Source organism: Blastococcus sp. SYSU DS0539 (genome assembly GCF_054050855.1).
The window spans coordinates 193,201-210,590 of the sequence record NZ_JBJHAF010000007.1; the positions used below are offsets into that span (position 1 = coordinate 193,201).

General features: G+C 74.5%; 14 protein-coding genes and 1 tRNA gene. 9 read left to right on the forward strand and 6 right to left on the reverse strand.

Features of this window, described 5'->3' with window-relative positions; genetic code table 11:
* Positions 1–38 precede the first annotated feature (38 nt).
* Entirely contained in the window at positions 39–2,654 is a 2,616-nt protein-coding gene (locus tag ACI790_RS11145; protein ID WP_456569843.1) for a bifunctional FO biosynthesis protein CofGH, read from the forward strand.
* A 2-nt stretch (positions 2,655–2,656) separates the two neighbouring features.
* Here ACI790_RS11145 and ACI790_RS11150 read toward each other — a convergent pair whose 3' ends face one another.
* Positions 2,657–3,493, reverse strand: coding sequence for an alpha/beta hydrolase (locus ACI790_RS11150; protein ID WP_456569844.1), 837 nt, complete (start codon positions 3,491–3,493; stop codon positions 2,657–2,659).
* A 52-nt stretch (positions 3,494–3,545) separates the two neighbouring features.
* Between ACI790_RS11150 and ACI790_RS11155 the strand changes: the two genes are divergently transcribed.
* The 4 genes from ACI790_RS11155 to ACI790_RS11170 all read left to right on the forward strand — a co-directional run bounded on the left by ACI790_RS11155 (position 3,546) and on the right by ACI790_RS11170 (position 5,933).
* Positions 3,546–3,977 carry a cupin domain-containing protein gene (locus ACI790_RS11155; RefSeq protein ID WP_456569845.1) on the forward strand — a complete coding sequence of 144 codons (432 nt, stop codon included), beginning with the start codon at positions 3,546–3,548 and terminating at the stop codon, positions 3,975–3,977.
* 107 nt (positions 3,978–4,084) lie between these two features.
* The gene (locus ACI790_RS11160; RefSeq protein WP_456569846.1) at positions 4,085–4,501 is read left to right on the forward strand and encodes a hypothetical protein; all 417 of its coding nucleotides are present in this window, start codon (positions 4,085–4,087) and stop codon (positions 4,499–4,501) included.
* 35 nt (positions 4,502–4,536) lie between these two features.
* Positions 4,537–5,550 (forward strand): NADPH:quinone reductase, encoded by a 1,014-nt coding sequence (locus ACI790_RS11165; RefSeq protein ID WP_456569847.1) that lies wholly within the window; start codon positions 4,537–4,539, stop codon positions 5,548–5,550.
* Positions 5,551–5,576: 26 nt separating this feature from the next.
* Complete coding sequence (locus ACI790_RS11170) at positions 5,577–5,933, forward strand: LuxR family transcriptional regulator (RefSeq protein WP_456569848.1); 357 nt, start codon at positions 5,577–5,579, stop codon at positions 5,931–5,933.
* Positions 5,934–6,024: 91 nt separating this feature from the next.
* Here the strand turns inward: ACI790_RS11170 and ACI790_RS11175 are convergent, their stop codons facing one another.
* From ACI790_RS11175 to ACI790_RS11185, 3 genes are all read right to left on the reverse strand, one after another.
* Positions 6,025–7,179, reverse strand: a complete 1,155-nt coding sequence (locus ACI790_RS11175; RefSeq protein ID WP_456569849.1) for an acyl-CoA dehydrogenase family protein — start codon at positions 7,177–7,179, stop codon at positions 6,025–6,027.
* Positions 7,179–9,179 carry an acetyl/propionyl/methylcrotonyl-CoA carboxylase subunit alpha gene (locus ACI790_RS11180; protein WP_456569850.1) on the reverse strand — a complete coding sequence of 667 codons (2,001 nt, stop codon included), beginning with the start codon at positions 9,177–9,179 and terminating at the stop codon, positions 7,179–7,181. The genes ACI790_RS11175 and ACI790_RS11180 overlap by 1 nt, the downstream gene beginning before the upstream one ends.
* A gap of 93 nt (positions 9,180–9,272) precedes the next feature.
* Positions 9,273–10,886: a carboxyl transferase domain-containing protein gene (locus ACI790_RS11185; protein ID WP_456569851.1), complete on the reverse strand. Its 1,614-nt coding sequence runs from the start codon at positions 10,884–10,886 to the stop codon at positions 9,273–9,275.
* A 90-nt stretch (positions 10,887–10,976) separates the two neighbouring features.
* On the opposite strand from ACI790_RS11185, the gene ACI790_RS11190 reads away from it, so the two are divergent.
* Positions 10,977–11,603 (forward strand): SACE_7040 family transcriptional regulator, encoded by a 627-nt coding sequence (locus ACI790_RS11190; protein WP_456569852.1) that lies wholly within the window; start codon positions 10,977–10,979, stop codon positions 11,601–11,603.
* A gap of 14 nt (positions 11,604–11,617) precedes the next feature.
* On the opposite strand, the gene ACI790_RS11195 is transcribed toward ACI790_RS11190, so the two are convergent.
* Together ACI790_RS11195 and ACI790_RS11200 are read right to left on the reverse strand one after the other, a co-directional pair.
* The gene (locus ACI790_RS11195; protein ID WP_456569853.1) at positions 11,618–13,390 is read right to left on the reverse strand and encodes a hypothetical protein; all 1,773 of its coding nucleotides are present in this window, start codon (positions 13,388–13,390) and stop codon (positions 11,618–11,620) included.
* 154 nt (positions 13,391–13,544) lie between these two features.
* Positions 13,545–14,729: a hypothetical protein gene (locus ACI790_RS11200; RefSeq protein WP_456569854.1), complete on the reverse strand. Its 1,185-nt coding sequence runs from the start codon at positions 14,727–14,729 to the stop codon at positions 13,545–13,547.
* Between the two features lie 157 nt (positions 14,730–14,886).
* Here ACI790_RS11200 and orn point away from each other — a divergent pair, with 157 nt between their 5' ends.
* The 3 genes from orn (at position 14,887) to ACI790_RS11215 (ending at position 17,340) form a co-directional block, all read left to right on the forward strand.
* Positions 14,887–15,534 (forward strand): oligoribonuclease, encoded by a 648-nt coding sequence (gene orn / locus ACI790_RS11205; RefSeq protein WP_456569855.1) that lies wholly within the window; start codon positions 14,887–14,889, stop codon positions 15,532–15,534.
* An 88-nt stretch (positions 15,535–15,622) separates the two neighbouring features.
* Positions 15,623–15,698, forward strand: a tRNA-His gene (locus ACI790_RS11210).
* Between the two features lie 1,342 nt (positions 15,699–17,040).
* On the forward strand, positions 17,041–17,340 hold the full coding sequence (locus tag ACI790_RS11215) for a tyrosine-type recombinase/integrase (RefSeq protein WP_456569856.1): 300 nt from the start codon (positions 17,041–17,043) through the stop codon (positions 17,338–17,340).
* Positions 17,341–17,390 lie beyond the last annotated feature (50 nt).

The following is a 17,390-nucleotide window of genomic DNA, read 5'->3' on the forward strand; positions in this document are numbered from 1 at the left end:
CGCCGCCGTCATCCCGGCGGGCTAGCGTCGGACGCGCTATGAGTGCTCTCCGTGCACCGTCCGAGTCCGCCGTCCGCCGTGCCCTGGTGCGCGCCGAGCGCGGCGTCCCCCTCGACGCCGTCGAGGCCGAGACCCTGCTGCACGCCCGCGGCCTCGGCGACGGGGAGCCGCTGGACCGGCTGCTCACCGCGGCCGGCCGGGTGCGCGACGCCGGCCTGGCCAGCGCCGGGCGGCCGGGTGTGATCACCTACAGCCGCAAGGTGTTCATCCCGCTCACCCACCTGTGCCGCGACCGCTGCCACTACTGCACCTTCGTGACGACGCCGGGGCAGCTGCGCAAGGACGGCAAGGCGCCCTACCTCTCCCCCGACGAGGTCCTCGACATCGCGCGGGCCGGGGCGGCGATGGGGTGCAAGGAGGCGCTGTTCACCCTCGGCGACCGCCCGGAGGACCGCTGGCCGGTGGCCGCCGAGTGGCTGGAGGCGCACGGCTTCGACTCCACCCTGGGCTACCTGCGGGCCATGGCCATCCGGGTGCTGGAGGAGACCGGCCTGCTCCCCCACCTCAACCCGGGCGTGCTGACCTGGGAGGAGATCCAGCGGCTCAAGCCGGTGTCGGCGTCGATGGGGATGATGCTGGAGACGACGGCGACCCGGCTGTGGTCCGAGCCCGGGGGCCCGCACTTCGGCAGCCCCGACAAGGAGCCCGCCGTCCGGTTGCGGGTGCTGGAGGACGCCGGCCGCTCCGCCGTCCCCTTCACCACCGGGGTGCTGCTGGGCATCGGCGAGGACTACGCCGAGCGGGTGGACGCAGTCCTGCAGATCCGGGCCACGGCGCTGCGGCACGGGCACGTGCAGGAGGTCATCGTCCAGAACTTCCGGGCCAAGCCGCGCACCGCGATGCAGGCCCACGACGACCTGGAGCTGCAGGAGTACATCGCCGCGGTCGCCGTCACCCGGCTGCTGCTCGGCCCGAAGGCCCGTGTCCAGGCGCCGCCGAACCTGAGCGACTCCACCGAGCTGGGCCTGCTGCTGCGCGCGGGCGTCGACGACTGGGGCGGCGTCTCGCCGCTGACCCCCGACCACGTCAACCCCGAGAGGCCCTGGCCGAACCTGGACGAACTGGCCAAGCTGACCGATTACGCCGGGTTCGAGCTGCGCGAGCGGCTGGCCGCCCAGCCGCCGTACGTGCTGGCACCCGAGCCGTGGCTGGACCCGCGGGTGCGCCCGCACGTCGCCGCGCTCGCCGGGCCCGACGGGCTGGCGGTGGAGGGCCGGCTCCCGGTCGGGCTGCCGTGGCAGGAGCCGGACGAGTCGTGGACCGTGCTGTCGGAGGGGTCGGGCCGTACCGAACTGCACGTCGAGGTCGACACCGTCGGGCGGACCGGCGACCGGCGCAGCGACTTCGACGCCGTCTACGGCGACTGGTCGGAGCTGCGGTCGCGCACCGAGAGCGCCCGTGACGGGCACTCGACCGCGCTGACCGCCGGCGATCCCGAGGTGCGCGCCGCGCTCGCGCACGCCGAGACCGACCCGGCGGGGCTGTCGGACGCCGGGTACCTGGCGCTGCTGGGTGCCGACGGCCCGGACCTCGAGGCACTGTGCGCGCTCGCCGACGCCGTCCGCGCCGACGTCAACGGCGACGACGTCACCTACGTGGTGAACCGGAACATCAACTTCACCAACGTCTGCTACACCGGCTGCCGGTTCTGCGCGTTCGCCCAGCGGCGCACCGATGCCGACGCCTACACCCTCTCGATGGCGCAGGTCGGTGACCGGGTCGACGAGGCGTGGGCGGCCGGCGCCACCGAGATCTGCATGCAGGGCGGCATCCACCCCGACCTGCCCGGAACGGCGTACTTCGACCTCGCGCGCGAGGTGAAGCAGCGGCAGCCGGGCATCCACCTGCACGCGTTCAGCCCCATGGAGATCGTCAACGGCGCGGCCCGCACCGGGCTGTCGTTCCGCGACTTCCTCACCGGGCTCAAGGACGCCGGGCTGGACTCGATCCCCGGCACGGCGGCGGAGATCCTCGACGACGACGTCCGCTGGGTGCTCACCAAGGGCAAGCTGCCGACCGCGACCTGGCTGGAGATCATCGGCACCGCGCACGAGGTCGGGATCCCGACGACGTCGACGATGATGTACGGCCACGTCGACACCCCCGCCCACTGGGTCGGGCACCTGCGCACCCTGGCCGCGCTGCAGGACCGGACCGGCGGCTTCAGCGAGTTCGTGCTGCTGCCGTTCGTGCACCACAACTCCCCGATCTACCTGGCCGGCGTCGCCCGCCCCGGGCCGACGGTGCGGGAGAACCGGGCCATCCACGCCGTCGCCCGGCTGCTGCTGCACGGCCGGATCCCCAACATCCAGACCTCGTGGGTGAAGCTCGCCGACGCCGGCACCAAGGCGGTGCTGCAGGGCGGCGCCAACGACCTCGGCGGCACGCTGATGGAGGAGACGATCAGCCGGATGGCCGGCAGCGAGAACGGCTCGCTGAAGACCATCGCCGAGCTCGAGGCGATGGCCGCCGCGATCGGCCGGCCCGCCCGTCAGCGGACCACCGAGTACGGCACCCCGTCCGCCGAACGTCTCGCCACCGCCCGCTCCGAGGAGGGCCGCGCCCGGCTCACGCTCTCGATCACCCCGCGCTGACCTCAGTCGCCCTCCGGGGCGGCGGCCTGCTCGGCGAGCTCCACGACGGCCGCGACCACCTCTTCCCCGGCGAGCAGGACGAGGTCGTTGTGGTCGGCACCCGGCACCTCGACCACCCGGTGCAGGTTCGCGGCGGCGTCGGCCACCGCCCGGCTCTGCGCCGGCGGCACGATCGAGTCCGCGCCGCCGTACACGACGGTGGTGGGCACCTGGATCCGGCGGACCAGCTCCGCCACCGGGTAGCGGTCCCGCAGCAGCGCCCGCACCGGCAGGAACGGGTAGTGCTCGCTGCCCACCGCGGCCAGGTCGACGAAGGGTGAGCGCAGCACCAGGCCGGCGGGTGGGTGCTCGCTCGCCAGCTCGGTCGCGACGGCCGCCCCGAGGCTCTCGCCGACGTACAGGAGCCGGTCGGGCGGGACCTGCGCCCGGTCCAGCAGGAACGCCCGCGCGGCACGGGCATCGAGCGCCAGCCCGGCCTCGCTGGGGGTGCCCGGGTTGCCGCCGTAGCCGCGGTAGTCGAAGAGCAGGACGGCGAGCCCCTCGTCGGCGAGCGCACGCGCCAGCGGGGCCCGCATGCCCCGGTGGCCGCCGTTGCCGTTGGCGACCAGCACCCCGGGCGCGTCCGGCGTCCGGCCCGGGACGAACCAGCCGGCCAGCCGCAGCCCGTCCTCGGTCTCGAGCACGACGTCCCGCGCACCCGGGACGGCCTCCGCCGCCGGGGCGACCGGCCCGGCGGCCGGCAGGTAGATCAGGTGGCGCTGGAACGCCCAGAGCAGGCCCACCAGGGCAGTGCACAGCAGGACGACGACGGCCGCACCCGCCACCGCTCTGCGCAGCATTCCCCGATGATCCCGCCTGCCGTGCGCGGCGGACCAGCGCTAGCGTCCGTCCATGGCACACGACCACGCCGACGGACCCGATCACTGGCACGCCCCGCTGCGGCACGTCCGCGCCGCCGACCTGTCGACCGACACCGGCCAGAGCATCGGCATGACCCGCAGGGAAGCGGTGTCGGGCAAGAGCGTCGGGGCGGAGAAGGTCTGGATGGGCGAGGCGCACGTCGCGCCGGGCACCGCCTCGGCCAACCACCACCACGGCGACTCCGAGACCGGCATCTACGTCGTCTCCGGCCGGCCGGTGTTCGTCTTCGCCCGCGACGGCGAGGAGATCCGGCTGACCCCGGAGCCGGGCGACTACGTGTTCGTGCCGCCGTGGACTCCGCACCGCGAGGAGAACCCGGGCGACGAGGAGGCGGTCGTCGTCCTGGCGCGCAGCAGCCAGGAGGCGGTCGTGGTGAACCTCCCCCCGGGCTCGCTCGCGTAGCTCGCGGCCGCGCGGACCACGGGCGGCGGCTCCGGACGTTCCCGCGGGAACGCCTGCGGGGACGACGCGGCCCCAGGGTGCGGCGGCCCGGCGGCTAGCCTCGGGCCATGGGGTACTTCGGCACGCTCGTCTACAGCGAGGGGCGCTGGCGCACGGGGCGGCCGACCGCGGTGCCGTTCCTCATGGTCGACGTCCACGACAGCGACATCGCCACCGTGGACTACCGCGCCGCCGACGCCTCCGGCGGCCGCTTCTTCCTCGGCTACGAGCCCCGGATCTACTTCGACGAGCCCGACGCCTCGGTGCCGGTGGACGTCGACGCCGAGGCCGAGGGGTTCGCCCGGTGGGTGCGCGACGCGGTGGGCACGGAGCTCGAGCCCGCGGAGGTGCGGCGGCTCATGGCATCTCCCGGCGGCGTGCCGCCCACCGACGAGGTGGTCGAGCAGACCGTCGAGCGACTGCTCACCGCCTCCGGCCTGCCGGTCCCGGAGTGGCCCACCGACGACGACGCCCCGCCCGGCTGACGCATCCTTCCCGGCCCCGCGGGTAGGGCGGCCCCGTGCGTGCGATCTCCTACACCCGGCCCGGCGGCCCCGACGTCCTGCAGCTGATCGACCGCCCGGTACCCGAGCCCGGCCCCGGGGAGGTGCGCGTCCGCGTGGCCTTCTCCGGTGTCAACCCCACCGACTGGAAGTCGCGCACGAACGCGCAGCCCGGCCCGGACGGGCAGGTGCCGAACCAGGACGGCTCGGGCACCGTCGACGCCGTCGGCCAGGGCGTGGAGCCGGCGATGCTCGGCCAGCGGGTGTGGATCTGGGAGGCCGCCTGGCAGCGGCCGTGGGGCACCGCCGCCGAGTACACCGTCGTCCCGGCGCGGCACGTCGTCCTCCTGGGGGAGAGCACCTCCTTCGAGCTCGGCGCGGCGCTGGGCATCCCGTTCCTGACCGCGCACCGCTGCCTCACCGTCGCCGAGTCGCTCCCCGACCGGCTGGGCACCGGCGCGCTCACCGGCTCCACGGTCCTGGTGCAAGGCGGCGCCGGAGCCGTGGGCAACGCGGCGATCCAGCTCGCCCGCTGGGCCGACGCGACGATCGTCGCCACGGTCAGCAGCCCGCGCAAGGCCCGGCTGGCGGCCGCCGCCGGCGCCGACCACGTCGTGAACTACCGGGAGCAGGACGTCGTCGCCGAGGTGCGGAAGGTCGCGCCCCAGGGCGTGGACGCGATCGTCGAGGTCTCCGCGGCCGTCAACGCCGGCATCGACGCCCAGGTGATCGGCATGCACGGGGCGGTCGCCATGTACGCCGACGACGGCGGTGCCGAGGTGACCGTGCCGGTGCGGGCGCAGATGGGGCCCAACGCCCGCTGGCAGTTCGTGCTGGTCTACACCGAGCCCGAGCGCGCCAAGGTGCTCGGCATCGAGGACGTCGCCACCGCGGTCGCCGACGGCGCCGTCCGGGTCGGGGATGACGCCGGCCTGCCGCTGCACGTGTTCGGCCTGGCCGAGACGGCGCAGGCGCACCAGGCGGTGCAGGAGGGCGCCGTCGGCAAGGTGCTCGTCGACGTCACCGGGTGAGCCGTGCGGCCCTAGTGTCGGGTGGCATGACGACCGACGCCCCCATCGACCTGCACGCACTCGCCGGCGAACTGCTGGAGAAGGCCACCTCGGAGGACGTCGGCCGCGCCGGCCGCACGCTGCCGCACCCGGTGGACGGGCTGCGCCAGACCGTGATCGCGCTCCGGGCGGACGCCGAGCTCAGCGAGCACGAGAGCCCCGGAGCGGCCACGATCCTGGTGATCCGGGGCCGGGTGCGCCTGGTCGCCGGCGAGCAGACGGTGAGCCTCGCGGCGCACGAGATCAGCCCGATCCCGGACCGGCGGCACAGCCTGCACGCCGACGAGGACTCCGTCGTCCTGCTCAGCGTCGCCGTCCCCCAGCGCGCGCCGGTAGCGGACTGACCGCCCCCGGCGCTGGTCGTGCACGAACCGTCGTGTCCCGGCCCGCGGTACGACGGAACGTGCACATCCGGCGGACCGGGGGCCGGCGGCGTCAGCCGACGCCGAGGTCGCGGGCGATGAGCATCCGCTGCACCTCGCTGGTGCCCTCGCCGATCTCGAGGATCTTGGCGTCGCGGTAGAACCGGCCGACCGGGAACTCGTTCATGAACCCGTAGCCGCCGTGCACCTGGGTCGCGTAGCGGGCGTTGTCCATCGCCACCTCGGAGCTGTACAGCTTGGCGATGGAGGCCTCGCGCTTGAACGGCTCGCCGCGCAGCATCTTCTCCGCCGCCCGGTAGTAGGCCAGCCGCGCGGTGGAGGCCCGCACCTCCATGTCGGCGATCATGAACTGGATCGCCTGGTTCTTCCCGATCGCCTGCCCGAACGCCTCGCGCTCGCCGGCGTACTTCACCGACTCGTCCACGCAGCCCTGCGCGAGCCCGACCGAGAGCGCCGAGATCGCGATCCGCCCCTCGTCGAGGATGGAGAGGAACTGCGCGTAGCCGCGGCCGCGCTCCCCCACCAGGTTCTCCTCGGGCACGCGGACGTCAGTGAACGACAACTCCCGGGTGTCCGAGGCGTTCCAGCCGACCTTCGAGTACCGCTGGCCGACGACGAAGCCCGGCGTCCCCGACGGCACCAGGATCGCGGAGATCTCCTTGCCGCCGTCGGCCCGCGTGCCGGTGACCGCGGTGACGGTTACCAGGCCGGTCAGGTCGGTGCCGGAGTTGGTGATGAACGCCTTCGAGCCGTTGATCACCCAGTGCCCGTCCTCCAGGCGCGCGGTGGTCCGCGTGGCGCCGGCGTCCGAGCCGCCCCCGGGCTCGGTGAGGCCGAAGGCGCCGAGCATCTCACCGGTGCACAGCCGGGGCAGCCATTCCCGCTTCTGCTCCTCGGTGCCGAACCGGAAGATCGGCATCGCGCCGAGCGAGACGCCGGCCTCCACGGTGATCGCCATCGAGCTGTCGACCCGGGCCAGCTCCTCCAGCGCCACGCAGAGGTCGAAGTAGGTGCCGCCCGAGCCGCCGTACTCCTCGGGGAACGGCAGGCCGAACAGTCCGAGCTGCCCCATCTGCCGGACGATCTCGGTCGGGAACTCGTCGCGCTCGTAGAACTCCCCGATCTGCGGGGCGATCACCTCGCGGGCGAACTCCCGCACCGTCGTCCGCAGCGCCTCGGTCTCGTCGCTGAGCCGGTAGTCCAACATCAGTTCTCCTGCTGCTCGGGCTCGGCCGCCGGGGTCACCAGCGCCAGCCGCTCGTCCAGCGCGACCGTCTGGCCCGCCGTCACACCGAGCTCGGTCACCGTCCCCGCGACGGGGGCGGTGAGCACGTGCTCCATCTTCATCGCCTCGACGACGAGCAGCGGGGTGCCCGCCGCGACCTCGTCGCCGACCGCGGCCTGCACCACCGTCACCGTGCCCGGCATGGGCGAGGTGACGACGCCGTCGCCCGCGGCCGACCCGGCCGCGGCCGACAGCCGCTCGTGCTCGCGCAGCGCGGTGACGTGCCCGTCGGCGGCCAGCCAGACGGTGCCGCCGTCGTGCACCAGCGCGTACGACGACGTGGACCCGTCGTAGGTGACCGTCAGCCGGTCGCCGTCGCGGACCGCCCGGGCCGGCGACGGCGCGGCGTCCCCCACCGCCACCTCGGCGTCGGTCGAGCGCCCGCGCACCCGCACCGTCACCGGGTCGGCACCGGGCAGCTGCAGCCGGCGCACCGTCCAGGCGGGCTCGCCGAGCCGCCAGCCGTCGGGCACGGCCCAGCGGTCGACGACGGGGCCGGCCGGCTCCGCCTCCACCAGGAGGGCGAGGGCCGCCGCGGCGTAGACGTGCGCCGCCGGCTCCTCGACCGCCGTCAGCTCGTCCCCCCGGCGCTCGATCAGCCCGGTGTCGAGCGTTCCGGCGACGACGTCGGCGTCGGTGAGCAGCGCCCGCAGGAAGGCCGCGTTCGTGGCGACCCCGAGCACGGCCGTCTGCCCGAGGGCGCCCACCAGCCGGGCCCGGGCGGTCTCCCGGTCCGGCCCCCACGCGATGACCTTGGCCAGCATCGGGTCGTAGTCGGTGCCCACGACGGAGCCGACGGCCAGCGAGCTGTCCAGCCGGACACCCGGGCCCGACGGCTCGACCAGGCCCAGCACCGTCCCGGCCTGCGGGAGGAAGCCCCGGGCCGGGTCCTCGGCGTAGAGCCGGGCCTCGATCGCGTGCCCGTCCAGCGACACGTCCCCCTGGTCGATCGGCAGCCGCTGCCCCGCGGCGATCCGCACCTGCTGCTCGACCAGGTCCAGCCCGGTGACGCACTCGGTGACCGGGTGCTCGACCTGCAGCCGGGTGTTCATCTCCAGGAAGAAGAAGTCTCGCGGCCGGTCGGCGTCGACGATGAACTCGACCGTGCCGGCCCCGGTGTACCCGACGGCCCGGGCCGCCTCGACCGCGGCGCGGCCCATCGCGGCGCGCATCGACGTGTCCAGCAGCGGGGAGGGCGCCTCCTCGATCACCTTCTGGTGGCGCCGCTGGAGGCTGCACTCCCGCTCCCCGAGGTGGATGACGTTGCCGTGCGCGTCGCCGAGGACCTGCACCTCGATGTGCCGGGAGTTCCCGACGTAGCGCTCGACGAGCAGGGTGTCGTCGCCGAAGGAGCCGCGGGCCTCCCGCCGGGCCCCGGCGATCGCCTCGGGCAGCTCGTCCTTGCCCCGGACGACGCGCATGCCCTTGCCCCCGCCACCGGCGCTCGGCTTGAGCAGCACGGGGAACCCGACGGCGACCGCGGCGTCGGCCACCTCGGCGTCGGTCATCCCCGGCTCGGTGCGACCGGGGACGACGGGCACGCCGGCGGCCATCACCGTCTGCTTGGCGCGGATCTTGTCGCCCATCGCCTCGATCGCGGCGACCGGCGGGCCGATGAAGACGATCCCGGCCGCCGCGCAGGCCCGGGCGAACTCGACGTTCTCGGAGAGGAAGCCGTAGCCGGGGTGGATCGCCTCGGCGCCGGTGCCGACGGCGGCCTCGATCACCCGCTCGATGGACAGGTAGCTCTGCGCGGCGGGGGCGGGTCCGATCGGCACGGCGACGTCGGCCAGCCGGGTGTGCAGCGCACCGGCGTCGGCGTCGCTGTACACGGCGACCGACCGGATGCCCATCCCCCGGAGGGTGCGGATCACCCGGACGGCGATCTCACCCCGGTTGGCCACGAGGACGGTGGAGAACATCGCGCTCACTCCCCCGCCCCCGAGGGACTTCCGGCGCCGAGAGCCCCGGCTGCGCCGAGAGCCCTTCGCGCTTTATCGCGATAAAGCACCGGGTCACATGCGGAAGACGCCATAGCCGACCTCCTCGAGGGGCGCATTGGCGCAGGCGGACAGGGCGAGGCCGAGCACGGTGCGGGTGTCGGCGGGGTCGATGACGCCGTCGTCCCAGAGCCGGGCGGTGGCGTAGTAGGGGTGGCCCTGGGCCTCGTACTGCTCGCGGATGGGCGCCTTGAAGGCCTCCTCGTCCTCGGCCGGCCACTCCTGGCCACGGGCCTCGATGCCGTCGCGGCGGACGGTGGCCAGCACCGAGGCCGCCTGCTCCCCGCCCATCACCGAGATGCGGGCGTTGGGCCAGGTGAAGAGGAACCGGGGCAAGTACGCCCGGCCGCACATCGAGTAGTTGCCCGCGCCGAACGAGCCGCCGATGACCACGGTCAGCTTCGGCACCCGGGCGCAGGCCACCGCGGTGACCATCTTCGCGCCGTGCTTGGCGATGCCGCCGGCCTCGTAGTCCCGCCCCACCATGAACCCGGAGATGTTCTGCAGGAACAGCAGCGGGATCCTGCGCTTGTCGCAGAGCTCGATGAAGTGCGCACCCTTGAGCGCGGACTCGGCGAACAGCACGCCGTTGTTGGCGATGATCCCGACCGGGTGGCCGTGGAGGCGGGCGAAGCCGGTGACCAGCGTCTGCCCGTAGAGGGGCTTGAACTCGGCGAACCGGGAGCCGTCGACCAGCCGGGCGATGACGTCGCGGACGTCGTAGGGCGTGCGCGGGTCCGGGGGCACGACCTCGTACACCGACTCCGGGGCGTGCAGCGGCTCCTCGACGGGCTCGACGTCCCACGGCCGCGCCTCGCGCGGGCCGAGCGTCGACACGATCTGGCGGACGATCTGCAGGGCGTGCGCGTCGTCGTCGGCCAGGTGGTCGGTGACCCCGCTGGTCCGGGAGTGCAGGTCGCCGCCGCCCAGCTCCTCGGCGGTGACGACCTCCCCGGTCGCGGCCTTCACCAGCGGCGGGCCGCCCAGGAAGATCGTGCCCTGGTCGCGGACGATGACGCACTCGTCGCTCATCGCCGGCACGTACGCCCCGCCGGCGGTGCACGACCCGAGGACGGCGGCGATCTGCGCGATCCCGGCCTTGGAGAGGTTGGCCTGGTTGTAGAAGATCCGGCCGAAGTGCTCGCGGTCGGGGAACACCTCGTCCTGCATCGGCAGGAAGGCGCCGCCGGAGTCGACCAGGTAGATGCACGGCAGCCGGTTCTGCAGCGCGACCTCCTGGGCGCGCAGGTGCTTCTTCACCGTCATCGGGTAGTAGGTGCCGCCCTTGACGGTGGCGTCGTTGGCCACGATCACGCACTCGCGCCCGGACACCCGGCCGATGCCGGTGATGATCCCGGCGGCCGGCGCCTCGCCGTCGTACATGCCGTGCGCGGCCAGCGGGGACAGCTCCAGGAACGGGCTGCCCGGATCCAGCAGCGCGTCGACCCGCTCGCGGGGCAGCAGCTTGCCGCGGGCGGTGTGCCGTTCGCGGGCCCGCTCACCACCACCGAGCGCCACCCGCCGCAGCTGCCCGCCGAGATCGGCGACCAGGTCGGCGTGCGCCGCGGCATGGCGGGCGGCCGCCCCGGGATCGGCCGAGGGGGTTCGGGGAAGCACCGGTGCGTCCACGGGCCCGAGGTTAACGGTCGTTCACCGTGGCGGTCCAGCCCACAGGTCCGAGGGGTTAACCGTGGTTCACGGCGGGCTAGCATCCCTCGCATGACGCCGGCCGGCACGCGCCTGGACCCGGGCCCCTCCGGCCAGGACACCGCCTTGCTCGCCGATGCCGGACGTCCGTCCCGGCGGGAGCAGATCCTGCGGGCGGCGGCCCAGCTGTTCGCCGAGCGGGGCTCGCGGTCGGTGGGCGTGGACGACGTCGGCGCGGCCGTCGGGGTCACCGGGCCGGCGATCTACCGGCACTTCGCGAGCAAGGACGCGATGCTCGCCGAGATGCTGCTGCGGATCAGCGAGCGGCTGGCCGACGGCGGCCGGGCGCGGGTGGCCGCCGCGGGCCCCGCGCCGGCGGCCCAGCTGCACGCGCTCATCGACTTCCAGGTCGAGTTCGCCCTGGACAACCCCGCCCTGATCGTCGTGCACGACCGGGACCTCACCTCCCTGCCGGACGCCGAGGCCGGGCAGGTGCGCCGGCTGCAGCGCCGCTACGTCGAGGTGTGGGTGGCGGTGCTCGCGCGGCTGCACCCCGGCGCGGAGGCGGCCGCCTGCCGGGCCCGCGCGCACGCCGTCTTCGGGCTGATCAACTCCACCCCGCACAGCGCCGGGCAGCTCGACCGGGCCGCCATGGCCGACCTGCTGCGCGGCATGGCGTGGGCGGCCGCCACCGGCTGACCGGCCGGGGGGTCTCAGCCCCCGGGCGGGGGCGGAACCGGCAGGGCGAGGCCGTCGGAGGCCACCTCGTCCACCGCGGCCGCGCTGCCGGCCGCGCCCGGGTCGGCCCAGGCGCTCTCCACCACGGTCACGGTCGGCCCGGAGACCGCGCTGGCGTACTGGGCCGAGCGCAGCTGCGCCGGGCCACCGTCGTAGCCGATGCCCTCGCGCAGCAGGTCGTTGACGTTGCCGCTGCCGTCGCGGTCGGTGAGCGCGCGCAGCTCCCGCGCCGCCGCGGCGTCGGACATGGTCACCCGTGACACCGAGACGACGACCGGCGCGCCGTCGAGCTCGGTCGAGTACAGCGCGCGGGACAGCCCCACGCAGTCGGTGCCGGCGAAGAAGTCGGCCACCGCCCCGTAGGCGTGGCCCGCGCACGTGTCGTCCACCTGCACCGCCTCGACGGTGAACTCGGTGCCGTCGACGGACCGGACGTCCCCCTCCGCCGGCCCGGGCGCAGCGGTGCCCGGCGGGGAGACCCCGCTGCCGGGCACGTCGTCGTCGGAGCCGTCGCCGAGGAGGAACGTGGCGCCGACCCCGAGGAGCGCGACCAGCACGACGGCGGCGACGACCAGGGCGGCGATCCAGCGGCGGCGATCCGCGGCCGGCGGTCCACCGCCCCGTCCGGAGGCGGTGGCGCCCCAGGCCGGGGACAGCGGAGGCCGGCTCGGCGGGTCGGCGGCTCGCGGCGTCGCCGGCAGCACGGCGGTCCGGGGCCCGCCGGGCGGAGCCGCCCCGCCGTCCGGGCCGCGGCCGCGGTCGCGATCGGCTCCGCCGAAGAGGCCGCCGATGCCGGCATCGCCACCCGGCGGTGCCGGCGTGCCGTCCACCTCGACGGTGTCCCGCTGCCGCGTCAGGTCGGGCGCGGGGGACGCCGGCGCGGCGGCCGCCACCGCGGCCGCCTGGGCGGAGGCGACCGAGGCCGCCACGGCCCGGGAGACGTCGGTGGGGCTCAGCGGGTCGCCGGCGCCGGCCGGCGCATCCGTCCCGGCGCCCGGCTCGGCGGCTCCGCGGGCCGCCTCGTCGTGTCCGGCCGGCGGCGGGACCGCCGGGGAGGCGGCCATCGCGGCCGGGGTGAGCAGCTGCCGCCGTCGCAGCACGTAGGGCGAGTAGGGGAACGCCTCGCCGTTGAGCTCCTCGACCGTGGGACCGCGGCCGGGCAGTTCCAGCGCCTCGAGCGCGGCCCGCACGTCGGCGGTGGTCCACAGCCGGGGGTTGTCGACGCCGGCGTGCCGGCTGGCCCGGGCGAAGGCCAGCAGCAGGGAGCGCGGGTCCAGGGTGGCCACCTGGTCCCCCTCGCCGAGGTCGCCGTCGGCCGGCACCAAGCCGGTGATCTCGCCGACCAGCACGGTGAGCCGGGCGATCCGCCCGGGTTCCAGGCCGGCCCGCCGCAGCTTGACGGCGGTGTCCATGCCGGCCCGCATCAGCCCGTCCAGCGGCGTGGATCCGCCGCCGGCCAGCTGCAGCACCTGGCTGGGCCCGCCCTCGGCGGCGATGGTCCAGGCGCCCTCGGGCGTCGCGGTGACCACGCCGGACTGCCGCAGCACCTCGACCACGCGGATGACCGCGATCCCCTCGGGCACCAGCAGGACGGCGTCGGACTGGCGCCGGCCGAGCCGGCCGTCGACCAGCGGCAGGGAGGCCACCACGGCGGCGCGCACCGACGCGCCGGTGTCCCACCGCGCGAGCTCGCCGAAGAAGGCACGCTCCCCCGCCGTCTGCAGCGGCGCCGGGGTCAGGGCCAGCACGTCGTCCTCCGGGGCGATCGGGTTCTGCGGTCAGGGCTGCGCCGGCTCGGACGTGGCGCGGGCACCGGGTCCGGCAGGCGCCCCCGTGGCGCAGCCGCCCCCTGACGCTACGTCACGGGCGGGGCGGCTCCGGTGTCCCCGCCGGTGCGGCGGGTCAGGCGGGGACGCGCTCCACCGCCACGTCGGGCTCATCTGCGGCGCGCCAGCGGGCCAGCCAGGCGCTGCGCTCGATCACGTCCACCGTCCCCCACAGCAGGGCGAACCCGACGGCGACCGGCAGCACCGACCACCAGTTCCACGGCGGCAGCAGACCCAGCACGTGCAGCGGGAACGCCGCGGCGTACACCGCCGCCGTGACGAGCAGGGCGGCCGCCCAGCCGGGGATGCGGCGGGTGACGGCGACGTCGATCAGCACCGCCCCGAGGATCAGCACGACCGGCAGCACCGAGGGCGGGAACCCCGTCGCGACCAGCCCGAGCCACATGACGCCGCGGTAGCCGAGGTAGCCGATCGCGAGGAGCGACGCCGTCCAGCGCAGCCCGACCGTCTTGCGGGCCAGCACGAGCGAGAGCAGGCCGGCGCAGATCAGCCAGGCCGGGTGCACCCAGGAGGGCACCGGCAGCATGAACATCGTCGGGGTCTGCCCCTGCGCGGCGGCGAAGTCCAGCAGGGAGGCCTCGGCCGTCGTCCGCCCGGCGGCGTAGGCCTCCAGCGACAGCACGCCGTACTCCTGGTGCTGGTTCGGGAAGACGACGTTCTCCACGAAGAACAGCCACAGGCCCAGCGAGACCAGGTCCCGGGTACGGCCCGGCGCCGCGGAGAGCCACCAGCCGCGCAGCGCGCCGGCCAGCATGATCGCCGTCCCGATGTAGAGCAGGGCGTGGCTGGGGCTCCAGCTGGTGATGTCCAGCCCGTTGACCCGGTGGTTGACGATGTCGATCGGGATGGCGACCAGGAAGGTGCCGATGCCGACCTGCATCAGCCGCAGCGCGCGCCGGTCGACGCCGTAGCCGCTGTAGCTGTGGAACAGCACCAGGACGACGACGGCCGCGGTGCCCACGGTGTTCAGCAGGTGCGGCGGCGCGAGGTCGTCACGCAGCCACTTGAAGTGCCAGGAGACGTCCCACGAGGAGCCGAGCATCTTCAGCGCGAAGGCCGCCAGCCACGCGGTGTAGATCCAGCGCAGCTCGGTCTGGTCCGTGGCCCGGCCCGGGCGGCCGGGGGTCATGTACGCCGCCCACAGCCACCGCACGAGGGAGATCGGCTGGGCCAGGCCGGCGCGGAGCGTCCCCGGCGCCTCGGGGACGGAACGCGCGGCTGGGGCGGGTGCAGAAGACACGGGAGAGCTTCCTGACGGGAGGACGTTCCGGCGACCCTAGCGGTGATCTGCACCGATTCCGCGCCACGACGGTCGCCCCTGAGGGCACCGCGGGACACACGGGGACCCGCGGGGTGATCCGGGCGGCCGGGACGCGCGGTGCGTACTGTCGGGCGACGTGGCGGAGAGCGCGGGGCACCTGGTCTGGATCGACTGCGAGATGACCGGGCTGGACCTGACCAAGGACAAGCTGATCGAGGTCGCGGTGCTGATCACCGACTCCGAGCTCAACGTCCTGGACCCGGGGCTGGACCTCATCATCTCCGCCGACGACGCCGACCTCGACGGCATGACGGAGTTCGTCGCCGAGATGCACGCGAAGTCCGGGCTCACCGACGAGGTCCGCGGTGCCACCCTGACCGTCGCCGAGGCCGAGCAGCAGATCCTCGCCTACGTGAAGCGGTTCGTGCCCGACCGGCGCACCGCCCCGCTGTGCGGCAACTCGATCGGCACCGACCGCGGCTTCCTCGCCCGCGACATGCCCGAGCTCGACGACCACCTGCACTACCGGATGGTCGACGTCTCGTCGGTCAAGGAGCTGGCCCGGCGCTGGTTCCCGCGGGTGTACTTCGCCCAGCCGCCCAAGGGGCTGGCCCACCGCGCGCTGGCCGACATCATCGAGTCGGTGCGGGAGCTGGCCTACTACCGGCGCACGCTCTTCGTGCCGGCGCCGGGGCCCAGCGGCGACCAGGCGAAGAAGGCCGCCGAGCAGGTGGTCGGCTCGTTCGCCGGGCTGCTGTCGGCCGGGGACTCCGGCACCACCTGACCGCTCCGACTCCCCCGGCGGAACGCCGCACGGGCTCCGGTATCGTTGTCCCGTTCCCTCCGGGCGCCTGCGTCCGGGCGGAGGCACGGTGGGTGTAGCTCAGTCGGTAGAGCACCAGGTTGTGATCCTGGGTGTCGCGGGTTCGAGCCCCGTCACTCACCCCATCCGGTGGAGGCCCTGGTCAGTTCGCTGACCAGGGCCTTTCCCGTTCCTCGGCCCGTGCTGGGGGGCAACATCACGCTCGGCGCCCCCTCGCTGGGGGGCACTTTGGGGGGCAGTGGCGGGGCGACTGCGCACCTCGCGCACCTGCCGACGGTGCGGCTGGTCCTTCCCGACCAACCGCACGGAGCACATCCACCATGTCCCTCGAGCCCCCCAGCCCCTGGATCGAGCAGCGCGGCCGCCAGCACCGCGTGTACTGGCGCAACCGCGCTCCCGGCTCACCCGTCCGGTCCTACCTGCCCTTCTACGGCCGCGCCGCGGCCGAGGAGTTCATCGACCTCGTGAGCTGGCTCGGCCTGGACACCGCCCGGCGCGTGACCGTCACCGAGGACCCACAGGAGGCAGCCGCCCTGCTGCAGGCAGCGCTGGCCGAGCGGGGCCTCGCGCCGGCCGACCCGATGCCGCTGTCGGCGCCGGAGCCGCCGCCGGCGGGACCGGCCAACCCGCCGCTGCTCACCGCACCGGCCGACCCCCGGACTGACCGGGGTGACCTTCCGGACGCTGTGGCACACCTTCCTCGACCGCCAGCACCACGTGGAGGAGGGCACGCTCGCGGACTACACCAGCTACGGCACCTACCACCTTGCCGTTCTTCGCCGACACCGACATCGGCCTCATCCTGCGGACCAGGCCGTTGCGCGCCGCGGACGTCCCGGCCGGCGCGGTGTACGTCGAAGACGGCTGGCTCAAGGAGATGCTGAAGAAGCAGCGGCGTAACAACGTCGGCCGGCCGATCGTCGGTACCGTGCTCAGCCACAAGTTCATCAACAACGTGCTCGACGTCCTCGGCCAGTGCTTCGACGTGGCCGTGGCCGAGCGGCCGCCGCTGTCGAACGACAATCCCGCCCGCGGCATCCGGCTGCCCAAGCACGACCGCCGGGACATGCACTTCCTCAACGACGCCGCCGCCTACGCCGCGCTCCGCGCCGCCATGCACGGCCACTTCCAGGTCCTGCTCGACTTCCTGGTGGGCACCGGTGCCCGCTACGGAGAGGCCGCCGGGTTGATGGTCCGCCACCTGCACCTGGACGCCGCCCGTCCGTACGTCGACATCCGGCTGGCGTTGAAGTGGCGCGGCAGGAAGTGGAAGCTCGGCCGGCCGAAGACCCGGTCGTCGATCCGCCGCATCCTGCTGCCGTCCCGCCTGGTAGAGGTGCTGCGCCCGCTGGTCGCCGACAAGGGAGCCGACGACCACGTGTTCACGATGGTCGAGGGCGGGCCGCTGCACCACGGCAACTTCTTCAACCGGTACTGGAAGGCGGCGGTGAAGGACGCCGGCCGACCGTGCCGAAGGGGACGCGCGTACATGATCTGCGGCACACGCACGCGGCCTGGCTGCTGTCCGCCGGGGTGGCCCCGCTGGTGGTGGCCGCCCGGCTGGGTCACAGCTCGGCCACCACCACGCAGAACGTCTACGGGCACATCACCACCGAGGCCGACGACCGCGCGATCGACATCGTCGACGGGCGACTGCCCGAGGTCCTCGCCCGCGACGACGCGGGCGCGACCGTCATCGAGCTCACCGCAGCGGAGCAGCGGCTGCCGGAGTTCGACATCGACGACGAGGACGACGTCGCAGCCTGACGCCTCGCGCGCTCGCCCCCGGTCCCTCTGGACCGGGGGGCGATGTGCGT

What these genes read in the sequence shown, in the direction of transcription:
- ACI790_RS11145 (WP_456569843.1), top strand. Translation starts at nt 39, where the DNA reads ATGAGTGCTCTCCGTGCACCGTCCGAGTCCGCCGTCCGCCGTGCCCTG.
- ACI790_RS11150 (WP_456569844.1), bottom strand. Translation starts at nt 3,493, where the DNA reads ATGCTGCGCAGAGCGGTGGCGGGTGCGGCCGTCGTCGTCCTGCTGTGC.
- ACI790_RS11155 (WP_456569845.1), top strand. Translation starts at nt 3,546, where the DNA reads ATGGCACACGACCACGCCGACGGACCCGATCACTGGCACGCCCCGCTG.
- ACI790_RS11160 (WP_456569846.1), top strand. Translation starts at nt 4,085, where the DNA reads ATGGGGTACTTCGGCACGCTCGTCTACAGCGAGGGGCGCTGGCGCACG.
- ACI790_RS11170 (WP_456569848.1), top strand. Translation starts at nt 5,577, where the DNA reads ATGACGACCGACGCCCCCATCGACCTGCACGCACTCGCCGGCGAACTG.
- ACI790_RS11175 (WP_456569849.1), bottom strand. Translation starts at nt 7,179, where the DNA reads ATGTTGGACTACCGGCTCAGCGACGAGACCGAGGCGCTGCGGACGACG.
- ACI790_RS11180 (WP_456569850.1), bottom strand. Translation starts at nt 9,179, where the DNA reads ATGTTCTCCACCGTCCTCGTGGCCAACCGGGGTGAGATCGCCGTCCGG.
- ACI790_RS11190 (WP_456569852.1), top strand. Translation starts at nt 10,977, where the DNA reads ATGACGCCGGCCGGCACGCGCCTGGACCCGGGCCCCTCCGGCCAGGAC.